Source organism: Embleya hyalina (genome assembly GCF_003967355.1).
GTDB classification, from domain to species: Bacteria; Actinomycetota; Actinomycetes; order Streptomycetales; family Streptomycetaceae; genus Embleya; species Embleya hyalina.
The window spans coordinates 69,156-91,314 of record NZ_BIFH01000016.1; the positions used below are offsets into that span (position 1 = coordinate 69,156).

General features: G+C 73.1%; 18 protein-coding genes. 5 read left to right on the forward strand and 13 right to left on the reverse strand.

Annotated features, from left to right (window positions below; all coding sequences use genetic code 11):
- Positions 1-25: 25 nt before the first annotated feature.
- Positions 26-889 (reverse strand): siderophore-interacting protein, encoded by an 864-nt coding sequence (locus tag EMA17_RS10955; RefSeq protein ID WP_126636752.1) that lies wholly within the window; start codon positions 887-889, stop codon positions 26-28.
- Between the two features lie 293 nt (positions 890-1,182).
- Here EMA17_RS10955 and EMA17_RS10960 point away from each other — a divergent pair, with 293 nt between their 5' ends.
- Complete coding sequence (locus EMA17_RS10960; protein WP_126636753.1) at positions 1,183-2,259, forward strand: 3-hydroxyisobutyryl-CoA hydrolase; 1,077 nt, start codon at positions 1,183-1,185, stop codon at positions 2,257-2,259.
- Positions 2,260-2,298: 39 nt separating this feature from the next.
- Here EMA17_RS10960 and gad read toward each other — a convergent pair whose 3' ends face one another.
- Positions 2,299-3,672, reverse strand: coding sequence for a glutamate decarboxylase (gene gad, locus EMA17_RS10965; RefSeq protein ID WP_126636754.1), 1,374 nt, complete (start codon positions 3,670-3,672; stop codon positions 2,299-2,301).
- 290 nt (positions 3,673-3,962) lie between these two features.
- On the opposite strand from gad, the gene EMA17_RS10970 reads away from it, so the two are divergent.
- Positions 3,963-4,172 carry a hypothetical protein gene (locus tag EMA17_RS10970; protein ID WP_126636755.1) on the forward strand — a complete coding sequence of 70 codons (210 nt, stop codon included), beginning with the start codon at positions 3,963-3,965 and terminating at the stop codon, positions 4,170-4,172.
- A 167-nt stretch (positions 4,173-4,339) separates the two neighbouring features.
- On the opposite strand, the gene EMA17_RS10975 is transcribed toward EMA17_RS10970, so the two are convergent.
- The 3 genes from EMA17_RS10975 to EMA17_RS10985 form a co-directional block, all read right to left on the reverse strand.
- On the reverse strand, positions 4,340-5,095 hold the full coding sequence (locus EMA17_RS10975) for an AAA family ATPase (RefSeq protein WP_126637157.1): 756 nt from the start codon (positions 5,093-5,095) through the stop codon (positions 4,340-4,342).
- A gap of 319 nt (positions 5,096-5,414) precedes the next feature.
- Complete coding sequence (locus tag EMA17_RS10980; RefSeq protein WP_126636756.1) at positions 5,415-6,995, reverse strand: MFS transporter; 1,581 nt, start codon at positions 6,993-6,995, stop codon at positions 5,415-5,417.
- 154 nt (positions 6,996-7,149) lie between these two features.
- The gene (locus tag EMA17_RS10985) at positions 7,150-7,809 is read right to left on the reverse strand and encodes a pentapeptide repeat-containing protein (RefSeq protein ID WP_126636757.1); all 660 of its coding nucleotides are present in this window, start codon (positions 7,807-7,809) and stop codon (positions 7,150-7,152) included.
- A 513-nt stretch (positions 7,810-8,322) separates the two neighbouring features.
- Between EMA17_RS10985 and EMA17_RS10990 the strand changes: the two genes are divergently transcribed.
- The gene (locus tag EMA17_RS10990; RefSeq protein ID WP_174861343.1) at positions 8,323-8,892 is read left to right on the forward strand and encodes an MOSC domain-containing protein; all 570 of its coding nucleotides are present in this window, start codon (positions 8,323-8,325) and stop codon (positions 8,890-8,892) included.
- A gap of 21 nt (positions 8,893-8,913) precedes the next feature.
- Here the strand turns inward: EMA17_RS10990 and EMA17_RS10995 are convergent, their stop codons facing one another.
- Positions 8,914-13,164 (reverse strand): bifunctional nitrate reductase/sulfite reductase flavoprotein subunit alpha, encoded by a 4,251-nt coding sequence (locus EMA17_RS10995; RefSeq protein ID WP_126636758.1) that lies wholly within the window; start codon positions 13,162-13,164, stop codon positions 8,914-8,916.
- 370 nt (positions 13,165-13,534) lie between these two features.
- Here EMA17_RS10995 and EMA17_RS11000 point away from each other — a divergent pair, with 370 nt between their 5' ends.
- Positions 13,535-14,626, forward strand: a complete 1,092-nt coding sequence (locus EMA17_RS11000; protein WP_126636759.1) for a thiopeptide-type bacteriocin biosynthesis protein — start codon at positions 13,535-13,537, stop codon at positions 14,624-14,626.
- A 168-nt stretch (positions 14,627-14,794) separates the two neighbouring features.
- Here the strand turns inward: EMA17_RS11000 and EMA17_RS11005 are convergent, their stop codons facing one another.
- The 7 genes from EMA17_RS11005 to EMA17_RS55285 all read right to left on the reverse strand — a co-directional run bounded on the left by EMA17_RS11005 (position 14,795) and on the right by EMA17_RS55285 (position 21,093).
- Entirely contained in the window at positions 14,795-15,082 is a 288-nt protein-coding gene (locus EMA17_RS11005; protein WP_126636760.1) for a response regulator transcription factor, read from the reverse strand.
- 295 nt (positions 15,083-15,377) lie between these two features.
- The gene (locus EMA17_RS11010) at positions 15,378-16,124 is read right to left on the reverse strand and encodes a Clp protease N-terminal domain-containing protein (RefSeq protein WP_126636761.1); all 747 of its coding nucleotides are present in this window, start codon (positions 16,122-16,124) and stop codon (positions 15,378-15,380) included.
- Positions 16,125-16,155: 31 nt separating this feature from the next.
- A complete protein-coding gene (locus tag EMA17_RS11015) occupies positions 16,156-18,243 on the reverse strand; it encodes an FUSC family protein (protein WP_126636762.1) in 2,088 nt (695 codons plus the stop codon).
- A gap of 128 nt (positions 18,244-18,371) precedes the next feature.
- A complete protein-coding gene (locus EMA17_RS11020) occupies positions 18,372-19,043 on the reverse strand; it encodes a class I SAM-dependent DNA methyltransferase (RefSeq protein ID WP_126636763.1) in 672 nt (223 codons plus the stop codon).
- A 62-nt stretch (positions 19,044-19,105) separates the two neighbouring features.
- A complete protein-coding gene (locus EMA17_RS11025; RefSeq protein WP_126636764.1) occupies positions 19,106-19,615 on the reverse strand; it encodes a mycothiol transferase in 510 nt (169 codons plus the stop codon).
- A gap of 167 nt (positions 19,616-19,782) precedes the next feature.
- The gene (locus tag EMA17_RS11030; RefSeq protein ID WP_126636765.1) at positions 19,783-20,004 is read right to left on the reverse strand and encodes a hypothetical protein; all 222 of its coding nucleotides are present in this window, start codon (positions 20,002-20,004) and stop codon (positions 19,783-19,785) included.
- 69 nt (positions 20,005-20,073) lie between these two features.
- On the reverse strand, positions 20,074-21,093 hold the full coding sequence (locus EMA17_RS55285; RefSeq protein ID WP_281290474.1) for a GlxA family transcriptional regulator: 1,020 nt from the start codon (positions 21,091-21,093) through the stop codon (positions 20,074-20,076).
- 158 nt (positions 21,094-21,251) lie between these two features.
- Between EMA17_RS55285 and EMA17_RS11040 the strand changes: the two genes are divergently transcribed.
- Positions 21,252-22,103, forward strand: a complete 852-nt coding sequence (locus EMA17_RS11040; protein ID WP_126636766.1) for a S1 family peptidase — start codon at positions 21,252-21,254, stop codon at positions 22,101-22,103.
- Positions 22,104-22,159 lie beyond the last annotated feature (56 nt).

Genomic DNA, 22,159 nt, shown 5'->3' on the forward strand with positions numbered 1-22,159 from the left:
CCGGGTGCGGCGCGGGCCGGTTCGCTCAGGAGCCGGTCGCCGCCGCGTCCGCCACCCGCTCGCGCGCCTCGGCCAGGTCCGCCTCGGTCGGCGCGTCGTCCTGGCTCAACCGCAGCCGCCAGTAGCCCGCGAACTCGACCGCCCCCGTGGCCAGTCCGCGCTCGTCGACCAGGTGCCGGCGCAGCGCCCGGACCGTCCCCGCCTCACCCGCCAACCAGGCCCGCATCGACCCCTTCGGCAACCGGGCGGCCCGAAGCGCCGCCGGCAGGAGGTCACCGTGCCCGGCCGGCACCGTGCCGCGATGCAGCCAGTGTGTGGTGAGCCGGGCCCGGGAGGCGAAACGTTGCTCCTCGGCCGCGTCCACCACCTCCGCGTACACGACCGCGTGGGTGTCCTCGGGCAACGCCGCCAGGATCGAGCCGATGGCGGGCAGCGCGGTCTCGTCGCCGATCAGCAGATGTGTGTCGGCGGTGCCGAGCGGCCTGGCGTAGGCCGCCGAGGGGCCGTAGCGGGCGAGGATGTCGCCGGGGCGCGCCGACTCGGCCCACCGCGTGGCCGGCCCGGCGTCCGGGTGCAGCACGAAGTCGACGTCGATCGTGGCGCGTTCCCGATGATGTGCGCGGACCGTATAGCTGCGCATCCAGGGGCGTTCGGCCTCGGGGATGGCCAGGAACGCCCCGTACCACCGCCCGAGGTCGTCCGGATCCTCCCGCGGCAGCAGCGGCGCGGGTTGACCGGGGCGCGGGAAGCACAGTTTGAGCTGCTGGTCCGGCCAGGTCGCGAAGTCGTCGCCCAGCCCCTCCCCGGTGAAGCTCACGCGCATCACGCGCGGGGTGATCCGGACGACCTCGGCGACGTGGAGCAAAGAAACGAGCGGTGATCCGCCCATGGCGCAAACCCCCATGAATGCGTCGATTGACGACGGTTGGGTGAACCGACTTGGGTAGGTTTAGCAAAAAATCTCGCGACTTTGTCAAGGCGATTCCGCGAAGAGTTTTCGGCGCCGGGCCACCGGCGCGGGAGGCCGGCGCACATGCGTGCCCGCGGGACGTCGAAGGCCGGGCGATACGGTGCCGAGAGAGATCGCCGGGGTGTACGGACATCGGGGAGCCGCGAACGGGGCGGGTCGCCGGGGCCGCCGCCGATCGGCTCTTCCACGGACCCCGAAGGGAACGACGCACCATGACACCGCACGCGCGGCCCCCGCAGCCCACGCCCGAGGACACCGTGCTGGTCGATCGGATCGGACCGGCGGGCCGACTCGGTCGGATCACCCTGAACCGGCCGCGCGCGATCAACGCGCTGGACCACCCGATGGTGCGCCGGATCACCGTCGCGCTCGACGAGTGGGCGCGGGACGACTCCGTCGCGGCCGTACTGATCACCGGCGCGGGAGAGCGCGGGCTGTGTGCGGGCGGGGACATCCGGGCGATCCGCGCGGACGCGCTCGAAGGCGGCCACGCGGCGCGCGAGTTCTGGCGCGACGAATACCTGCTGAACGCGCGGATCGCGGCGTATCCGAAGCCCTACGTCGCGATCATGGACGGCGTGGTGATGGGCGGCGGCGTCGGCGTCTCGGCACACGGCGACGTACGCGTCGTCACCGAGCGCTCGACGGTGGCCATGCCGGAGACCGGGATCGGCTTCGTGCCGGACGTCGGCGGCACGTACCTGCTCTCCCGCGCGCCCGGCGAACTCGGCACCCATCTGGCGCTCACCGCCGGCGCGATAGGCGCCGCCGACGCGATCTTGTGCGGGCTCGCCGACCACTTCGTACCCTCGGACCGGCTGCCGGCCCTGCTCGACGCTCTGGCCGCCGGCGACCCGGCCGGGGCGGCGGCCCGCCACGCCGAACCCGCGCCCGCCGGCGTGCTGGCCGAGCGGCGCGCCTGGATCGACGCGTGCTACGCGGCGGACCGCGTCGAGGAGATCCTGGACCGGCTGCTCGACAGCGGCGAACCGGCGGCCAAGGAGGCGGCCGAGCAGATCGCGGCCAAGTCGCCCACGGCGCTGAAGGTGACGCTGGCGGCGCTGCGCCGGGCCCGGCGGGCCGAGTCGCTCGGAGCGGTGCTGGACCAGGAGTACCGGGTCTCGTGCGCGGCGGTGACCACGCCCGATCTGGTCGAGGGTGTGCGGGCGCAGGTGGTGGACAAGGATCGCCGGCCGCGCTGGTCGCCGGCAACACTGGCGGAGGTCGCAGCGGCCGACGTGGAGGCGTTCTTCGCGCCGCTCGGGGAGCGGGAGTTGGGACTGGGCTGAGCGCGCGGGGCGGCGGGCCGGTCCCGGCGCCCCGCACGCTCAGTGGTGGAAGCCGGGCACCGCGCCGTCGGTGGGCATCGGGCCGGAGAGGCGGTCCAGGAAGTCGGTCGCGGCGCGGATGTCGTCGAGCAGGTCCCGGGCCAGGTCCATGCCGAGCCCGTCGCGGACCACGATCCGCTGCACGGTCGTGTCGGCCAGGTTGTCCGGCATCGGGTAGGCCGGTACCTGCCAGCCCTTCATCCGCAGTCGGTCGGACAGGTCGTACAGGTTCCAGTTGCCGGTGTGGCCGGACTTCAGCCGCCAGGCGAACACCGGGATGTCGGAGCCGTCGTTCCACAGTTCGAACGCGCCCATCGCCCCGATCGAGTCGGCGAGGTACCGGGCCACGTCCTGGGAGGACTTCTGCACGGCCCGGTAGCCGCTGCGGCCCAGGCGCAGGAATTGGTAGTACTGGAGCAGCACCTGGGCGCCGGGGCGGGAGAAGTTCAGCGCCAGGCTGGGGGTCTCGCCGCCGAGGTAGCTGACCTTGAAGATCAGGTCCTCCGGGAGCAGGTCGGCGCTCCGCCACACCACCCAGCCCAGGCCCGGGTAGACCAGGCCGTACTTGTGTCCCGACGTGTTGATCGAGTGCACCCGTTCCAGCCGGAAGTCCCATTCCAGGTCGCTCTGCAAAAACGGCGCGACCATCGCGCCCGAGGCGCCGTCGACGTGGATCGGGACGTCCGCGCCGGTGTCTCGCTGGATCCGGTCCAGGGCCTCGGCGATCCGCTTCACCGGTTCGTAGGCCCCCGTGTAGGTGACGCCGAGGATGGCCACCACGCCGATCGTGTTCTCGTCCACGTAGGCGTCCAGGTCGTGGCCGTCGAGGGTGCGGTGTTCCTCGCTGATCGGGACGAGGCGCGGGGTCACGTCCCAGTAGTTGCAGAACTTCTCCCAGACCACCTGGACCGCCGAGCTCATCACCAGGTTCGGCCGGTCGGTGGGCTTGCCCGCCGCCCGGCGGGCGTGTTGCCAGCGGCGTTTGAGCGCGAGCCCGGCCAGCATGCAGGCCTCGGAGGAGCCGACGGTGGAGGTGCCGATGGTGTGCGTCGGGTCGGGGGCGTTCCAGAGGTCGGCGAGGATCTTCCAGCAGCGGTCCTCGATGATCGCGGTGTGCGGGTACTCGTCCTTGTCGACCATGTTCTTGTCGAAGGACTCGGCGTAGAGCCGGGCGGCGTACTCGTCCATCCAGGTGCCGACGAAGGTGGCGAGGTTCAGGCGGGCGTTGCCGTCGAGCATCACCTCGTCGTGCACGATCCGGAACGCGGTCTCCGGCAACATCTCGCCGATCGGCATCCGGTAGCGCTCCACGGCGACCGCCTCCCCGGGGCGGGCGAAGATCGGATTGACCGCGACGACGTGCTCCTGCGACATGACCGACCCTTCGTGGAGGTGTGGACTCGCTTCCACGCTCGGCGGGCGGGGGTCCGGCCACAAGCGGGGCGGCCCGAAAGGGTGGGCGGTGGGTCGGCTCGGGGCTCGGGGGTCGGTTGCCCGGGCGGTTCCGGGTCGGCGGGTGGGCATCCCTAGGGCGCCTTAGGGGGCTGCGGGGGGCCACTCGGGGCGTGGGGATGGGGCATCCGCCCGATGTCCGGGGCCCACCTGGGCCGCGAGGCTGTCACCACGAACCGGGGAGGCCGGGTCGGGGGAAACGGGAGACGGTCATGATCGAGTACGAGATGTTCAAGGCGCGCGAGCGGGAGATCCTGGCGGACGCGGAGCGCGCGGCGCTGCGGCGGACCGCGTGGCGGGAGCGGCGGGCCGAGGCCCGGGTGCGCCGGGCCGAGCGGGCGGGAGCGGTGGCGCTCACCACGCTCGCGGTACTCGAACCGGCCCGCGACATGCACCGTGGGCTGCGCCTGTTGGCGCGGTGACGCATGCTTTCGACGTGTGGCGCTCGTCCGCCGGGCACAGGGGACTCGGCGGGCGGCGCGGCGTCGGAGGCACGGGACCCGGCGCGGCGGCTCGGCTCGGGGCGCGGCGGGGCGCGGGGGTCACCGCCGCCGCGGTGGCCGGCCCCGCCCCGGCGACCGGGCCCGTCCTAGGACGCGGGTTCGGGGGCCTTGGGGTCGCGTCGGGTGACGACGATGTGTGCGGTGGGCGGGGCCGGAGGCCGCTCGGGGGTCTCCGGGTGGGGAGCGGCCGTGCGGGCCGGGCCGAATTCCAGGGCGAGCACGTGTTCGCGCAGGGTGCGGTCGAGCAGTACGACGGAGGCCGCTTCGGGGACGACCGCCGCGCCCTGTACGGACAGCGCCAGCAACAACCGGGTCAGGCCGCGCCGATGCCGGTCGAAGACCCGTCCGGGCACCCAGCGTCCGCGCTTCTCCTGCCCGGCCAGCGCGTCGGCGGCGTCCACCGCGAGCAGAACCAGGTGCAGTTCGCGTCGTTGCCGATCGGCGGACCGGGCCAACCACCGACGCATCCACGACCGGCTGCCGCAGTCGTGCACGAGGACCGGCCTCCCGCTCCGCACGTGTGCACGCAGCCGCCTGACGTGTTGCAGCCGCACCCACGGGCGGTACACCGCGTACGGCAACCACGGGGGCATCCGGTCCTGATACTCGACGTGCGCCGTCCGCGGATCCACCACGACGGCCGATCCGGACCAGCGGTTCAGCAGCGTGCTCTTGCCGCTCCCCGGCAGCCCGGAGACCACCACGACGGCGCCGGCGGGATACCCCAGGACCGCGGGCCCGTGCTCCCGCCCGCGCAGATCGACGAGCCCGCGCGGTCGCATCAGTCCTCCGGATCCCCCGGCCGACTCCTCCCCCGCACCCATCCGGTCCGCCCCCTGCATCTCGCCCACCGCCACTTCCCCCGCCCGTGCCGCACCCGGCGACATCCGCCTCCGCCGCGCCCCTCGACGCATCGGCACAACTCCCCGGCGCGACAGGACCCGCGGTCGGGCGCGACACCAGCGGACATCCTCACAGGTCGCGCCGCCCACCGCCCGTCCGGGCTCGCCAACGATAATCATCGTCACCCGAAAGCCCGCGCCCCACGCGAGGCGTCCGGGCGACCGGCGCACGCGGTCCCGTCCGGGAACGCCCACGATCCCGTTGGCTTCCGTCGCGCGTGGCGGCGGCGTCCGGGATCGTCGGGTGTCGCGAACGTGTTCAGCCCGCCGCGGGCCGCGGGACCTCGTGGCGGTCGGATTCGCGGATGAGCGCCGTGCACAGGATCGCGGCCACGAATCCGATGACGGCCATCAGCAGGCATACCTGGGCCAGGCCGGAGGTGAAGGCGTCCCGGGCGTCGGCCATCGCCGCCGGGTGGTCCTTCAGCGGGGCGAACCGGCCGGAGACGACACCGTCCCGAACCTGGTCGACCGCGCCCGGGGGCACGCCGCCGTCGGTGAGCACGTCGTCGCCCAGGTCGTTACCGATCCGCGCGGTCAGCAGCGCGCCGCCGGCCGCCACGCCGATCGAGGTGCCCAGCGGGAAGAACATGTTGGTGGCGCCGGAGGCCATCCCGGCCCGCTCGGCCGGCACCACGCCCACCGCCACGCCCATCAGCGGTGGGAAGCTCAGTCCGCCCGCGATGCCGAGCAGGACGAAGCCCGGCAGCATGACCGTCCACGAACTGCCCGCGTCCACCCGGGCCATGGTCAACGACCCGACCCCGGCCACCGCGAAGCCCGCACCGATCGCCTGACCCGGCGTCAGTACCCGCTGCACCAACCCGCTCAGCGGCGCGATCAACAGGAGCGGACCGGTCAGCACCAGCATCTTGACGCCGGTCTGGAACGGCGAGTTGCCGAGCATGCCCTGCAACCACAGGATCAGGAACGGCAACAGCCCGAACGAGGTGATCCGGCCGAACAGACTGGCCAGGATCGCCCCGGTGAACGACGGGATCCGGAACAGCCGGACATCGAGCAGCGCGATCGACGGCCGAACCACCTCGACCACCACGAAGGCGACGATCAGTATCGTCCCGACGATCAGCGTGGCCGGCACGATCGTCGAGGTCCACCCCTCCTCCGGGCCCTTGATCACCCCGTAGTTGAGCGCGAACAGGCCCGCGATCGCCAGCAGTACGCCGGCAAGGTCGAGTCGCCCGCGCCCCGCCGTGTCGGTGGTGTCGTCGGGCAGTCTCAGCCAGGTGCCGACCACGACCAGGACACCCACGGGGAGGTTGATCAGGAAGATCCACCGCCAACCGAGCCCGTCCACCAGGCCGCCGCCGACCAGCGGCCCGAGCGCGGCGGCGGCACCGCTCAGGCCGGAGTAGACGCCGATCGCGGTCTGTCGGGCGCGCCCGGAGTAGGCGGACGCGAGCAGCGCCAACGAGGTGGCCATCACCATCGCCGCGCCGACGCCCTGGATGCCGCGGAAGGTGATCAGCGTGCCCACGTTCGGCGCGAACGCGCAGGCCGCCGACGCGACGGTGAACAGGGCCACGCCCACGCCGAACACCCGCCGCCGGCCGATCCGGTCGGAGACCGAACCGGCCGCGAGCAGCAGTGCGGCGAAGGCGAGCGTGTAGGCGCTGACCACCCATTGCAGGCCGCCGAGTCGGGCGCCGAGATCGTCGGCGATGTCGGGCAGCGCGACATTGACGATGGTCACGTCGAGGGTCATCAGGATGCCGGCGCCGCTGACCATGATGGCCGGCCAGCGGCCCACCGGTGCCGCCGCGGCCGAGGGTGGTGGGGCGTTCGAGGTGGACGGGGTGGGGGATGCGGGCTGAGCCATGGTTGCGGACGACCTCACGCGTCGGGAATGGAACGGCCTACTCACCCAGTGTGCCCGAGCGATTGCGTTGCGATAAGCCGAGCCCGCGCCCGTTCGCCCGCGACGAGGAAATCGGCGCCGCGGCCGAGCCGTTCGCCCGACTCCTCGGGTGCGCCTACCTGTCCTTGACGATCAGACCCAGGACCTGGGCGAGCGCCGGGGCCAGGTCGAGGAGTTGAGCGCTGTCGACGGTCGCGCCGCGCAGTGCGTCGATGCCGGACGCGAAGCCGAGCGCGCCCGCGTCGCGCAGGTCGACCCTGGTCAGCACGGCGTTTTCGAGGCGGACCCGCTCCAGGGTCGAGCCGGGGAAGCGCAGATCGGTCAGCGTCGCGCCGGCGAAGTCCACGTCGCGCAGCAGGCAGTCCACGAAGGAGACCTCGCGCAGCTTGGCCCCCCGCAGGTTGACCGAGTCGAACTTGCAGTTGTGGAAGGCCACTCGGCGCAACCCGGCGCCGAACACCTCGAGACCGGCCAGGACGCACGCGGTGAACTCGGCGTCCATCCACGTCGTTTCCGCGAGGTCGGTGCCGACGATGCGGGCGGCGTGCAGCCACACGTCGTCGAACCGGGCACGGCGGTAGCGGCCGCCGTCGAAGCTCACCGAGGAGAAGGCCGACGAGGTGAACGAGGTACCGCCGCCCTCCACGTCCGCGAACACGCCTCCGTCGAAGTGTGCGAACTCGTGGTCGCCTTCCCGGTCGAGTTCGCCGTCGAACGCCACGAGCCGGTGGGCGTACGGCAGTTGGTCGAAGTCACGAGGGGCACGGGCGCGCATCAGGAATCCTCCACGAACGCATCATCGGGACCGGGTCCCGCGGCTTGCCCGCCCACGACCGTCGCCGAACCGGGCGCGGCGGGCGGGGGTCCATGCCTATCGCGCGAGGCCGCGATCCACCGAATCGACGCGGTCGCGCGTGCTGCGCACGGCGGTATCCGCGACTCCGGGCGGGGCCGTCGTCGAATACGGCGATATCATCCCGAAGGGCACGCGTGACACAGGTCACATCGTGTCGCACGAGACCGCGCCACCCGACTTCGCGGTCGGCGCCCGGCGCCAACTCCGCTGCGTATCAAGCCTATTGTCCGCGAGCGACGGGGGTCGGCGACGCGGGCGGTCGACCGCGGCCGGGTTCCGTGAGAACGATCGTGCGGCCGAGGGCGGCTTACGCCTCTTCGGTTCTTCGAGCGCGGGGCGTCGGCGCGGGCCGGGTGGAGCGCGATGATCCGGGGTAGGAGCGGTGCGGGCGGGCGCTGCCGTACCGTGTCGTCGGACCGTAGTGAGTATCTTATGGAAACCAAGGAGGCGGACGTGGACGTGAACGGCGATGTGGTGGCGGTGTCGCGCAGCGGCGAACACACGTTCAGCAAAGGGAACGCCGAGGCCATCCGGCTCCTCGCCGGCCTCGGTGTGGAGGGCGACGCCCATCTCGGCGTCACCGTGCAACACCGATCACGGGTCGCGGCCGACCCCACGCAGCCCAATCTGCGCCAGGTACACCTCATCCACGCCGAGTTGCACCAGGAGCTGGCCGCCGCCGGATTCATCGTCGCTCCCGGGGAGTTGGGCGAGAACGTGACCACGCGCGGGGTCGACCTGCTCAGGCTGCCCACCGGCACGCTGCTGCGTCTGGGCGCCGAGGCCGTGGTCGAGGTGACCGGACTGCGCAACCCGTGTCCGCAGATCAACACGTTCCGCGCGGGCCTGCTCAAGGAGGTCGTCGGTCGGGACGAGGCGGGCAACGTGGTGCGCAAGGCGGGCATCATGGGCGTGGTCCGCGCCGGCGGCGAGATCCGACCCGGCGACCCCATCCGGGTCGAGTTGCCCGCACCGCCGCATCGCCCCCTGGAACGGGTCTGAGCCGGCGCCGCCGCCCACTCCTCAGTACACGTCCCGCGCGTAGCGCCGCTCCCCGACCATCTGCCGTACGTACGCGTCCGCTTCGTCCTCGGACCGCCCGCCGTGCACGATCACGATCTCGCGCAGCGCGCGGTCGACGTCCTTGGCCATCCGACCCGCGTCGCCGCAGACGTAGACGTGCGCCCCGCGCGACAACCAGTCCCACATGCGCGGGCCGTGTTCGCGCATCCGGTCCTGGACGTAGATCTTGGCCCGCTGGTCACGGGAGAACGCCAGGTCGAGCCGGTCCAGCAGACCGACACGGCGGAACTCGGCGAGTTCGTCCCGGTAGTAGAAGTCGGTGGCTCGGCGCTGCTCGCCGAAGAACAGCCAGTTGGGCCCGGTGTCGCCGCGCGCCCGCCGATCGGCCAGGAAGCCCAGGAACGGGGCGACGCCCGTACCGGGGCCGATCATCACGGCCGGTGTGGTCGGATCCGTCGGCGGCCGAAAGTGCGGGGAGCGGCGCACGAATACCGGCACCGGTCCGTCGGCGCCCAGCGTCGCGAGATGGCCGGAGCACACCCCCTGCCGCTCGGCGCCGGCCTCGTTGCGATAGCGCACCACGGACACGGTGATCCGCACCTCGCCGGGGTGCGCGAGCGGGCTGGAGGAGATCGAGTACAGCCGCGGCTCCAGCCGCTTGAGCACGCCGGCCCACTCGACCGGATCCGCCCGCACCGCGAACTCGCCGATCACGTCCACCGCCTGGCGGCCCCAACTCCACCGCGCGAGTTCGTCCCGGTGTCCGGCCCGGAGCAGCCGCTCCAGGTCCCGGTCGCGGGTGCGGTCCGCGACGAACCGGAGCAACTCGGGGGTGATCCGGGCGATCTCGAACCGGCTCCGCAGCGCCTCGCCGAGCGCGAGTTCGCCCAGGTCCGGCACGGGGATCGGGGTTCCCGGGTCCAGGCCGGCGGCGGACAGCCACTCGGCCACCGCCTCCGGGCGGTTGACCGGCCATACCCCGAGCGCGTCGCCGGGCTCGTAGTCCAGGTCGCCGTGCGCGCCGCCGCGCGTGTCGAAGGTGAACTGCCGAACCTCCTTGGCGGATTCGGGCAGGCCGAGCAGTCGATCGCCGATCAGCAGGGCGGGGAAGGGCGCCGCCTTCGAATAGCCGACGGCCGCCGGCGGCGACGGTGCCCCGGTCGCCGGGCCGGGTATCCGCGTCGTGGCAACGGCCGTCGTCGGGCTCGTTGCGGCGGCCGGCGCGGTGGTCGTCGCGCCGGCCGCCGGCCCCGGGCCGAGCGCGGCGAGTACCCCGTCCAGCCAGCTCGCGGCGGTCCGGTCGTAATCGGGTTCGCAGTCGGCGCGTGGCGCGATCCGGGTGCCGCCGAGTTCGGCCAGTCGCTCGTCGAGGCGTCGGCCGTGCCCGCAGAAGTCCGCGTAGCCCGAGTCGCCCAGGGCCAACACGGCGTAGCGCAGGCCGTGCACCTCCGGTCGCCCGGCCCCGGTCAGCGCCGCCCAGAACCCGGCCCCGTTGTCGGGCGGCTCGCCGTCGCCGAAGGTGCTGGTGATCAGGAGCACGGGTGTCCCGCTCGGCAGGGTGTCCGGACTGTGTTCGGTCATCTCGCGCACGACGGGTCGTCGCCCGGCCTCGGCCAGTCGGCCGGCGATCGAGCCGGCCAACTCGGCGGCGTTGCCGGTCTGCGAGGCCCACAGCACCAACACGTCGCCCTCGCCCAGTGATTCGGCCGCAGGGTCGGCGACCGCGACGGCTCCGGTCGTGGCGGCGGGCGTCTCGGGGGTCCGGGAGAACAGGCCCGCCAGGAGCCCGTTGACCCACGGCACCCGGGCCGGGGCGATCGGGGCCCGGTCGGGCAGCACCGGGACGCCGTGCGCCCGGGTCGTCGCGGATCCGGCCGCGCCCGCGAGGAACCCGGCCAGGTACCGCCGTTCCTCGTCCGTGTACACCGGCGGCGCGAGGTCGCCGAGGCCGAGCAGCGTGGCCGCGGCCCGGATGTCGGGGTCGGTCGGGGCCGACGGCGGTGCGACGGCGGCCGGGTCCGGTCCCGACGCGGGGGTCGAGGGCGCCGCCGGGTCGGGGCGGACCGGGCCCGCCACCTTGGTCAACGCCACCGCGCAGGACTTGAATTCGGGCTGGAAGGAGATCGGGTCGACCGCGTCGTTCGTGACCGCGTTGATCCCGAGGAACGCGCCGAACCGGTCGCCCCAGTGGAACGGCACGAAGCAGTTGCCCGGACGGACCCGGTCGGTGGGCCGGGCGGGCAACACCACGCGCCCGCGTCGGGAGGCCACTTCGACCGCGTCGCCCGCCTCGATGCCCAGCTCCTGCGCGTCCTCGGGGTGGATCTCCACGAACGGCGCCGGGTCGAGGCGGTTGAGCGCGTCGATCGTCCCGGTCTTGGTCATCGTGTGCCACTGGTGCTGCACCCGGCCGGTGTTGAGCACCATCGGATAGTCCCGATCGGGCAGTTCGGCGGGCGGCAGATGCGGTCGGGCGAAGAACACCGCCCGCCCGCTCGCGGTCGGGAAGCGCGGCCTGCGGGTGCCGCCCGCGTCACCCGCTTTCGCGGCGTCCGCCGACACGTACCGAATCGGGTTGCGGTCCGGTCCGTCCGGCGCCGAACTCGGCCACTGCACCGGTGTCTCGCGCAACCGCGCGTGGCTCACCCCGCTCAGGTCGTAGCCGGTCGTCGGGTTCCGGGCGCGCCGGAGTTCGTCGAACACCTCCTCGGCGCAGGCGTAGTCGAAGGCGTCGGCGAAACCCATCTCGCTCGCGATCCGGGCGATGATCAGCCAGTCGGGCAGTGCCTCGCCGACCGGGTCGACGGCCCGTCGGGACAGGGTTAGGTTGCGTTCGGAGTTGACCATGACGCCCTCGGTCTCGGCCCACATCGCGGCGGGCAGCACCACATCGGCGTACGCGTTGGTCTCGGTGTCCGCGAACACGTCCTGGACGACCACGAATTCGGCCGCCCGCAGTCCCGCGATCACCGCGTCCCGGTTGGCCACCGAGGCGACCGGGTTGGTGCAGATGATCCAGCACGCCTTGACCTCGCCCGCGGCCATCCGGGCGAACAGGTCCACCGTGCCGCCGCCCGGCTCCGCACGCAGCGTCCCGGCGGGCACCTCCCACAGCCGCTCGACGAACTCCCGGTCCGCCGCCACCAGTACCGACCGCTGCCCGGGCAACCCCGGACCCATGTAACCCATTTCCCGGCCACCCATCGCGTTCGGCTGCCCGGTGAGCGAGAACGGGCCGCTGCCCGGTCGGCAGATCGCGCCGGTGGCGAGGTGCAGGTTGATCAGCGCGTTGGTGTTCCAGGTGCCGTGGGTGCTCTGGTTGAGCCCCATCGTCCAGCAGCTGGTCCACTCCCCCGCCGCGCCGATCCAGCGCGCGGCCTGTCTGATGTCCTGCTCCGCCAGGCCGGTCAGCTCGGCGACTCGGGCCGGCGGGTAGTCCCGCAGGAACTCCGGCATCGTGTCCCAGCCCTCGGTGCACTCGGCGATGAACGCGGGATCGGTGTCGCCGTTCTCCACGAGCAGGTGCAACAGGCCGTTCAACAGGGCCAGATCGGTACCGGGACGAATCTGCAGGAACAGATCGGCCTTGGCGGCGGTGGCGGTGCGGCGCGGGTCGACCACGATCAGCCTGGCGCCCGCCCGGACCCGGTCCATCATGCGCAGGAACAGGATCGGGTGGCAGTCGGCCATGTTGGCGCCGATCACCAGGAAGACGTCGGCGTGTTCGAAGTCCTGGTACGAGCCGGGCGGTCCGTCCGCGCCGAGCGAGAGTTTGTAGCCGCTCCCCGCACTGGCCATGCACAACCGCGAGTTCGACTCGATCCGGTTGGTGCCGACGAAACCCTTGGCCAGCTTGGTGACCAGATACTGGGCCTCCAGGGTGAGCTGGCCGGAGACGTAGAAGGACAGCGCGTCCGGGCCGTGCGCGTCGAGGATCTCGCGCAGCCGCCGGGCGGTCGTGGTGATCGCCGCGTCCACGCCGGTCGGCGTCGGCGCCGCGGCACGCTCGGCACGGACCAGCGCGGTGGTCAACCGGCCCGGGGCGGTGAGCAGTTCGGCGCTGGTGGCGCCCTTCGTACACAGCCGGCCACGGTTCGTCGGGTGCGCCCGGTCGCCGCGCGCCTTGAGCACGGTGCGCCGACCGGTCGCGGAGTCGACGGCGATGTCGAGGAGCATGCCGCAGCCGACCCCGCAATACGAGCAGACGGTCCGTACGGTGTCGTCGGCCGCCTTCGGATCCGATCCCGACACGGGCGACACCCCTTTCCCGGTATGTTCCGGAACTTCCGACACTCGCTTATATGTACTGATACACGTCGATACAGGCCGGCCGTGCGGCGCGCGTGCGGTGATGCCGGGCGAGCCCCATGTCCGGGACGCTAAAGAGCGGCGGTTTCGCGAACGTCACACGCCCCCGCGTCCGGGGTTACGTCGATCGCACACACACCCGGGCGCCACGGTGAGGCGGGGCCATTCGGGGGTGCGGCGGGCCGCCGAGTCGCCGACGCGACACGGAATCGTCGCTCTGTGAAGTTCACTGACTACTTAGCGCATCATCAGCCTGTGGTCAATTCACGAGTTCTCGTGACAATACGGCACACTCGGTCGACCACGAGGATGGGTGCCGGGAACGGACGGTGCCGATCGGGTCGGTCACGGCGAAGGTGCCGACGCGGTCGGCGGTGGGGGCGGTGGCATGGGCTCGGCGCACGCGGGGCACGATCCGGCACCGGCCGGCGAGGTGTCCGTCGGCGCCCGGTCGGTGCCGCTGGGCGTGCTCCTGGACGACTGCCTCCGGGACGTCCGGGGGGCCACCACGGACTCGGCCGACGGCGAATACGTGGCGGCCCGCCGTGCGTTCATGGCCGCCGGGCCGGCCGCGCTCGACCGGGCCGCCGACCGTCGGGTGCGGCGGACCCGGTGGATCCAGGTCGGGGTGACCCCCGCGGCCGACGCCGAGGGCCGACTGTACGGGCGGCTGGCGGATTCGGCCTGCGAACTGCCGGCCACCGGCGCCGCCACGGACTTCTTCCATCTGCACAAACCGCCGGGGATCAGGATCGGATTCGCCGTGCACGGCAACGCGGCGACGGCGGAGCGACTGCGCGAGACCGTGTCCGAGCGGGCCGACGACTGGCTGCGCGAGCAGGTGGTGCGGCATCGGGAGCCGGGCGGATACGAGCCGGAAGCGCACCTGTTCGGCGGCGAGGTGTCGATGCGCAGCGTGCACCGCCTGTTCACCGCCGACTCGCCGGCGTGGTTGCGCTTCCTGGCCGACGACGCCCGCGCGTTGCCCGCCTGGGCCTACTCGCTGATCCTGCTCCGCGACGTGCTCGACGGCGTCGGGGTGCGGGATTGGGAGGACCGGGACGTGTGGGACCGGGTGCGGCGCGGCACCGGGTACGGCCTGCCGGCGGAGGTACCGGACGCGTGGCGGGAGACGGCGGTACGGATCCGGGCGCACTGGCGCGCGATCGGGGCGCTGCGGGACGCGCTGCCGGAACCGCTGCGTGCGGCGGCCGTACGGCATCGGGCCGAGGTCGCGGCCGAGGCCGAGCGGTGGACGCGCGGCTACTTCGCCACGGAGGAGGCCGAGGTGGGGCCGAGGCAGGCGATCGCGTACTACACGGTGTTCCACTGGAATCGCGGCCGACTGGCGCTGCCGACCCAGTGCCTGCTCGCGGACGCGCTCGCCGGACGGACCCGCTCGTGACGCCGGGCCCGGGGTCACCACCCGTACGCCGAGCCGGGCCCGTGGCACCCGCCGCACTGCTCGCCCGTACCGGCCGCCAGGCGGCCTCGGGCCGCGGACCCACCGGACTCCCGAAGGGAGTCGTATCCGCGGACATAGGGCATGCGGCGACAGTGACTCGGGGGCTTGTCACGGGTGTTCGGGGCCGGAGCGCGGCGCATCGGTGTGCCGGCGACCCGGGCGACCGTCCCCCGGGACCATCGCCAGGCGGATCAGCTCCGCCCGGGTGGCGACGCCGAGCTTGGCCCGGATCCGGCGCAGATACGCGTCGACGGTGTGCACCGAGATCCCCATGCAACGGGCCGTCCGCGCATAGGTGTCGCCCTGCGCGACATGCCACAACACCTGCGACTCGCGAGGCGTGAGCACGGCTTCGACCGGGGCCGAGAACCCGCCCTCGCCGGGAAGACGACACATCCCCGCCCCCTGGCCGGTTCCCGTACCGAACGCCGTGGCACTGGCCCACCGGCCCCGGATCGGAACGATCCGAGCGAAACCGGCGACCCCACCAGTCGAGCAGCACACCGATGCCCCGGCACGCGAACGGCACATCTTTAACCCGAACGCACCATTTATCACACAGGGATGACAACGCTGACGGAGACGACCGGGACGGGCAGGCCGAAGCGGCGTCGCCCCCGGCGGGGGGCCGGAAACGACGCCGCTCGGGCGGTCGTGGCGGTGGACGACACCACGAAATCGGGGTGCGGGCTCAGTCCTGCGGACCGTCGGCGGCGCCCGCGATGGCGGCCAGTGCCTCGACCAGGTACGCGTCGACGGCCGTCTTGTCGATGCCCAGGCCGCCGAGGACGCCGTCGGTGTCGCCCTCGAACTCCAGCAGGGCGAGCAGCACGTGCTCGGTGCCGACGTAGTTGTGGCCCAGGCGCAGCGCCTCGCGCAGGGTGAGTTCCAGGACCTTGCGGGCCGCCGCGTCGTAGGGGACGAGGTCGGGCACCGTCTCGGCGGTCGGCGGCAGTTCGGCGCGGGCCGCCTCCCGGAGCGCGTCCAGCGTGACCCCCTGGGCGATTACGGCCGCGGCGGCGAGCGAGGCGGGGTCGGCGATCAGGCCGAGGATCAGGTGTACCGGCCCGATCTCGACGTTGCCCGCCGCGTGCGCCTCGTTCTGCGCCGCCACCACCAGGTTGCGGGCCCGGGCGGTGAACCGGCCGAAGCCCTGGCGCGGATCGAGTTCGGCCTCGCCGGCGGCCTTGGGGACGAAGCGCTTCTGCGCCGCCTGCTTGGTGACGCCCATGCCGGCGCCGATGTCCTTCCAGGACGCGCCGGAGCGGCGGGCCTGGTCCACGAAGTGGCCGATGAGGTGGTCGGCCAACTCGCCGAGGTGGTCGGACACGATCACCGCGCCGGACAGTTGCTCCAGGGGGTCGGAGTGGGTCTGCTTGATGGTTCGAATGAGATCGTCGAGCCGGACCGGGTTGGTCATGCGCGTGGGATTCTCCATGCGTCAACCGTAGGTTGACGATCGAGATTGGTCAACCCTCGGTTGACGCCTTGTCGACGCCGGCCTCCGGGCCCGGACTTCCAGCCGACTTCCGGGGGTTGCCGGTGTTCGGCGGCTCCGGGGACTCCGACGGCCCGTCCAGTGTCGAGCGCACCGAACGGACCTCCCGCCGCACGTCGGAGAACACGTCCCGCGGCTCCCCGACCTCCGCCGACGGCGCGGACCCGACCGGGCTCGTACCCGGCCCCACGCCCGCCTCCTCGGAGCGCATCGACGCCGCCAACGCCCGCAGTTCGGCCGCGATGTGCGCCGCCGCCGCCGGCGAGGGCGGCGGCGCGCCGTGCGCGGTGTGCACCGCCGCGGCCGTGCCCGTGTCGATCACCCGCTCCACCGCCACGATCAACGGCCACCAGGCCGCCGCCCGGGCACCCGCCGGCGGCGGTTCGCCGAGCGCGCGCTGGAACTCGGTCCGTACGTCGGACAGATCGCGATAGATCCGCCGCCGGGTCCGGGCCCGGGCGGCCTGGTCGGCGTTCTCGTCGAACGCGCACTCGATGTAGCGCGCGGTGTCCTCGATCGCGGTGGCCAAACGCGCGCCGACCCGGGTGTGCCAACTCTCCGGCCACAACGCGTAACCCACGACCAGCACGATCGCGCAGCCGATCAGGCTGTCCACCAGGCGCGGCGCGAGCAGCCCGACCCCCTGGTGCCCCAGCAGATCGGACAGGATCAGGATCAGCGGCGTGATCACCGCGGTCTGATAGCCGTAGCCGCGCCGGGAGAGTATCGGCAGCGCCGCCGCGAGCACGAGCACGACCGGCACCTCCCATCCCCCGCGCGGCACGAACTCCAGGATCACGCCCGCCACCACGAGCCCGGCCGCCGTACCCAGCGCGCGCAGCAGGGCCCGGGAGAAGACCGAGCCGAAGTCCGGTTTGAGAACGAACGTCACGGTCAGCGGCACCCAGTACGAGCGCGGTACGTCCACCACGGACACCAGCGCCTGGGCCACCCCGATGCACAGGGTCAGCCGCAGCCCGTACCGCCACGACTCCGCCGACACCAGCAGACCGCGCGCGCCGGCCGCCAGCCGCTCGGGCAGCGCGCCCGGACGGCCGACCCGATCGGGCACCCGGTAGGCGCCGGACAACGTCTCCCGGGCATGGGCGATGGCGGCGGCCACCGCACGATCGGCCGGAGCGCAGACGCCCGAGCGATCGGCCGAGCCGACGGGAACCGTACCGCCGCGCACCGCCGCCGCGATCTCGCGCACGGTGGCCACGTCGACCTCGGCCGCCGAACGCTCCTCGGCGTGCGTCGCGGTGCCCGCCTCGACCAGCGGGCCGACCGCGTTCAACAGCGCGACCAGCCGCGACATGCCGCGACTGCGGCCGGGTGCCACCGCCCGCCGGCCGAGCAGCAGGTCGTACGCGTGGTTGAGGGTCAGCGTCACCTCCGCCCGGGCCGGCTCCCACTCCTCGGTACCGGCCGCCGCCAGCAGGTTCGCGGTCGCGTCGTACACGTCGGCGACCGCGTCGCGTTCGGGGATGCGCGAGCGCGCGGGCCAGGCGAGCAGCGCCATCAGCAGCACCAGCCCGGCCCCGGCCAGGGTCAACACGGGCGCGCGCCACCACGGCGAGGGCATCGGCAGGCCGGCCCCGATGACCGCCATCAGCAGCAGGTTCAGGCCGGACGCCGAGGCCACCGCGCCGATCGTGCTGATCATCCCGGCGACCAGGGCGAGCACGGTGAGCATCGCGACGGCGGACCAGCCGTGCCCGAACTGCGCACTGCCGAGCGCGAGTCCGATCGCGCCGACGAGCTGCGGGACGGCGATGTTGAGGACGCGCAGCCGGTACGCGTCGGCGGTGTCCCCGAAGACCGCGCCGAGCGCGCCGATGGCCACGAGCGCGCCCGAGGCGGTGTCGTCGACGAGTACGCCCACGGCGAGCGGCGCGCCGATGCCGATCGCGGCGCGCACGGCGGCGGCCTTCGGCATCGGGCCCGGGGTGGCGCGCAGGGTCAGGGCCAGCCACTCCGGCGGCGCGAGGCGGCCGGGTCGGGCGGCGCCGTCGGACCGCCCGTCGTCGCTCGGGTCCGCACGTTCGGTCATCGTCATCACAGGATCCCGAACGAGGCGAGGCGGACGGACAAGGCACGCGGAGCCGGATGAGTACGGCATTCCGCTACCGGGTCAACGGTACCGGCCGACCGCCGGCGGCCGGCCGCCGGCCCGGCCGCGACCGCTCAGCCCGCGGCGGACTTGCGCGCGTGTACGAAGAGTTGTTCCTCCGGCCCGGCGTCGGGGTGCCGGGGATGGAACACACCGACCCGCTGGTGCAGGATCTCCAGACCGGCGGCGCGCAGGCGCACGAGCAGTTCCTCGCCGGAGTGGCTGGTCACCCGGGCCCGGTGGCCCAGCCAGTCGATCTCCACGCCGTCCGCCTCGGCCGGTACCGTCGCGAACGCGAGCAGCCCGCCGGGCACGAGCCGGGCGCCCAGGCGTTCCAGTTGGTGGTCCAGGTCGGCGCGCGGCAGTTGCAGGAACGGGAAGAACGCGCAGACCGCGTCCCAGGCCGCGTCGTCGTCGACCAGGTCGCGGGCGTCCACCTGCGCGAAGACGGCGCCCGGGACCCGGGCCCGGGCCAGTTCGACCATGGTCGCCGAGACGTCGATCCCGGTCACCCGGTGGCCGGCCGCGGTCAGCCGCTCGGCGGTCGGCCGGCCCGTACCGGATCCGATGTCCAGCACCTTCGAACCGGGCGGGAGTTCGGCGATCAGCCAGTCCAGCGCGGCCAGTTGTTCGGGCAGATCGGCGAACGCGGTCTCGTAGCCGGCCCCGATGGCGTCGAACAACGCGGCGGCCGGAGAACGTGCGCCGTGCGCCGACGGGGAGGGCGAAACGGGATCGGGGGCCATGGGAACGGCGTCCTTTCCTCCGTGGGAGGGGCGGGAAGAGTCGGGGAGCGGGATCGGCGGAGCTAGCGCCGCAGGAGGATGCCTCGGATGAACGCCGCCTGACCCGCGTGTTGGAGGTCGTCGCCGATCACGCTGACCAGCCGTACGCCCAGGGTGACCGCCGGCGTCCACGCCTCGTCCACGACCCGATCCAGGTCGGCGGGCGTCAGGTCGCGCACGTAGCCCACGGTCTGCTCGTGTACCGCGTCGTAGTAGCCGGTGAGCAGGTCCGCCGAGTCCACCCGGACCGCGGCCACCGCCTTCGTGTCCTGCCCGTAGCCGATCGCCCGGACCGGGAAGGGCAGTTCGAAACGTTTGTGCCAGTCCTGCGCGGTCCACACCTGCTCCAGGCCCGCGACGTCGGCGACGTGGTCGTCCTGGACCCGGGCCAGATGCCAGATCAGCCACGCGATCGAGTTCGCGTCGTCGTCCAGGCGCTCGGCCAGTTGGCCGGGGGTCAGATCGGCGACCGCCTCGTGCACGACCTCCTGTACCCGGCCGAATGCGTCGACCAGTAGCTCCGCGCTGTTCATCGAACCCCTCGCTCCACTCGTTCCGCCGATGTGGCGTCCGCGTCGTCCGTCTCGTCCCGCTCGTCTGCTACTCCTGCCCCGTCCGCTCCCGGTCGTACACCTGCCGGGCGGCCCCGACGGCGGCGGGCGGCCGGCGATTCGGGGACGAGCGAGGCGCGGGCGACCCGCTACAGGTCGCGCGGCGCCGGGCCGAGGCGGGCCCACCGCGCGTGCGGCAGGCCGGTGTGACCGTCGACGGGGGCGCCGCCGAACCAGGCGGCGGTGGAGCCGAGTTCGGCCGGTTCGGCCGCGGCGGTGCCCGGGTCCGGGTCGGCCGCGTAGGTGCCGTGGCGCTCCCGGACGCCGATGCGTCCCAGTCGTGCGGTGACCTGCTCCTGCTGCGCGTGCATGTGGTCGGGTTCTCTCGTCGCCGTGTGTCGTGGGCGTCCCCGCGTCGTCGGGGCGGGGAATTCGACGGCTCACGCGCGGTTTCGATCCGGGGGCCGCGACTGCTGCGCGGGGGTGAGGTCGGCGACGAGGGAGCGGAAGGCCGCGCGGTAGACGCTCGGCGTGGTGCCGGTCGCGCGCAGGAAGTGCGTGCGCAGATTCGCGGGCGTGCCCAGGCCGGTCTGTGCCGCGATGCGTTCGACCGGGTCCTCGGTGCGCTCCAGCAGCCACTGGGCCCGCTGGATGCGGATGCGGAGCAGGTATTGCAGCGGGGACAGTCCGGTCTCGGCGCGGAATCGACGGGTGAGGCTGCGCACGCCGAGCCCGGCGTGGCCGGCGATGTCGGCGAGCGCGATCGGGTGGTGCAGGTTGGCCGCCAGCCACCCGGTGGTGGGTTCGAGGCTGCTGCCGGGCGGGGTGTACGCGCTGTGCGCGGCGTCGTCCGGGCCGTCGGCGTCGACGTCCTCGGCCGGGGCGTGCAGGTGGAGGAACAGTTGCCGCTCGGTCTCGATGGCCACGCCCGGGCCGTAGTCGAGCGTGATGAGGTCGAGGTACAGGTCGACGCCGCCGAGCACACCGGCGGCGGAGTGGAACCCGCCGTCGGCGACCACCTCACCCTCGGGGTCGACCTGGATCCGGGGGTGGCGCCGGGCCAGTTCCCGGGTGTACCGCCGGGCGGTGGCGGCGCGTCGGCCGTCCAGGAGACCGGTGGCCGCGAGGGTGAAGGTCCCGGTGCCGACCGCGCCGATCCGGCCGGCGCGCGCGGCGACGCCCCGAAGCGCGGCGACGATCTCCGGCGCGGGTTCGTCGCGAAAGCCCGCGTGCCCCGGGATCAGGACCGTGTCGGCCTCCTCCAGCGCGGCCGGATCCCAGCACCCGTCCACCCGAAAAGCCCCGGGGTCGCCGGTCGCCGTGAAGCCCGGGGCGGTACAGATCCGCAGGTCGTAGGCGACCGGTGGGTGATGCCGGGCGGCGGTGCCGAAGACGAGTCCGGGGGCGGTGAGCTGATGCCCGGGGATTCCGTCGAGCGCGAGCACGGCGATCACTGGCATGTCCGGAATCTAGCCGAGGACGACATCGAGACGGCTGTTTCGAGCCGATCGCCGCGCCGAGGATGGATGGCACGAGGCCGGACGCGGGAGACGTCCGGCCCCGGGTACGGCCGCCGCACCCCTGTGCGGCCGATACTCCCTCCACGAAAGGTCACCACATGCGCGCATCCACCTCGCGTTCCACCGCCGGCCCCGCCCCGCGCCGCCGGCGCGGCCTGGTCGCCAAGGCGCTCACGGCCACGGGAGCGGCACTCGTGCTCGGCACCACGGCCTTCGCCGGCAGCGCCGGGGCGATCGTCAACGGGCAGGACTCGACCGAGAAGTACCAGTTCATGGCCTACGTCCCGATGAAGGCGGGGGGCGTGGACGCCGGGTGCGGGGCCACTTTGATAGACCGGCAGTGGGTGCTCACCGCGGCGCACTGTGTCGACCGCGAGTTGCCGATCGAACTGGCCGGGACGGTGCGGATCGGCAGCGAGAACCGCATGCAGGGCGGCACCGTTCGCAAGATCGACAGGATCGTGATGCATCCCGGCTACTCGCAGCCGGCCGAGGAGGGTGGCTACAACGTGAACGACCTCGCGTTGATCCGCCTGGACCGGCCGGTCAAGGAGAAGCCGATCAAGCTCGCCAAGCAGGCCGGGCCGGTGGGCACGCCGACTCGACTGCTCGGCTTCGGCACCATCGTCGACCCGGACGGCCTGGAGAACGCGGTCTTCCCGAACCGGCTCCAGGAACTGGACACCCGCCTGGGCACCAGCGCCGAGTGCAACGGCCGCACCGACGGCACCCGCCTGTGCACGGTCAGCCGAAAGCTCGACGCCATGGCCTGCTTCGGCGACTCCGGCGGCCCGCAGATCCAGAAGAACCGCGCCGGCCGGTGGGAGCTGATCGGCACCACGTCGGGCGACGGCGACGGCAAGCCGGGCTGCGCGACGGGCCCGGGCCTGTACACGAACGACACCGCGTACAAGAGCTGGATCCACAAGACGATCCACGGCGGCAGGTAGGCCGAGGCGCCCGACGCCCGGCGCGGTCGTCCGCGCCGGGCGCGGGTGTGATGCCG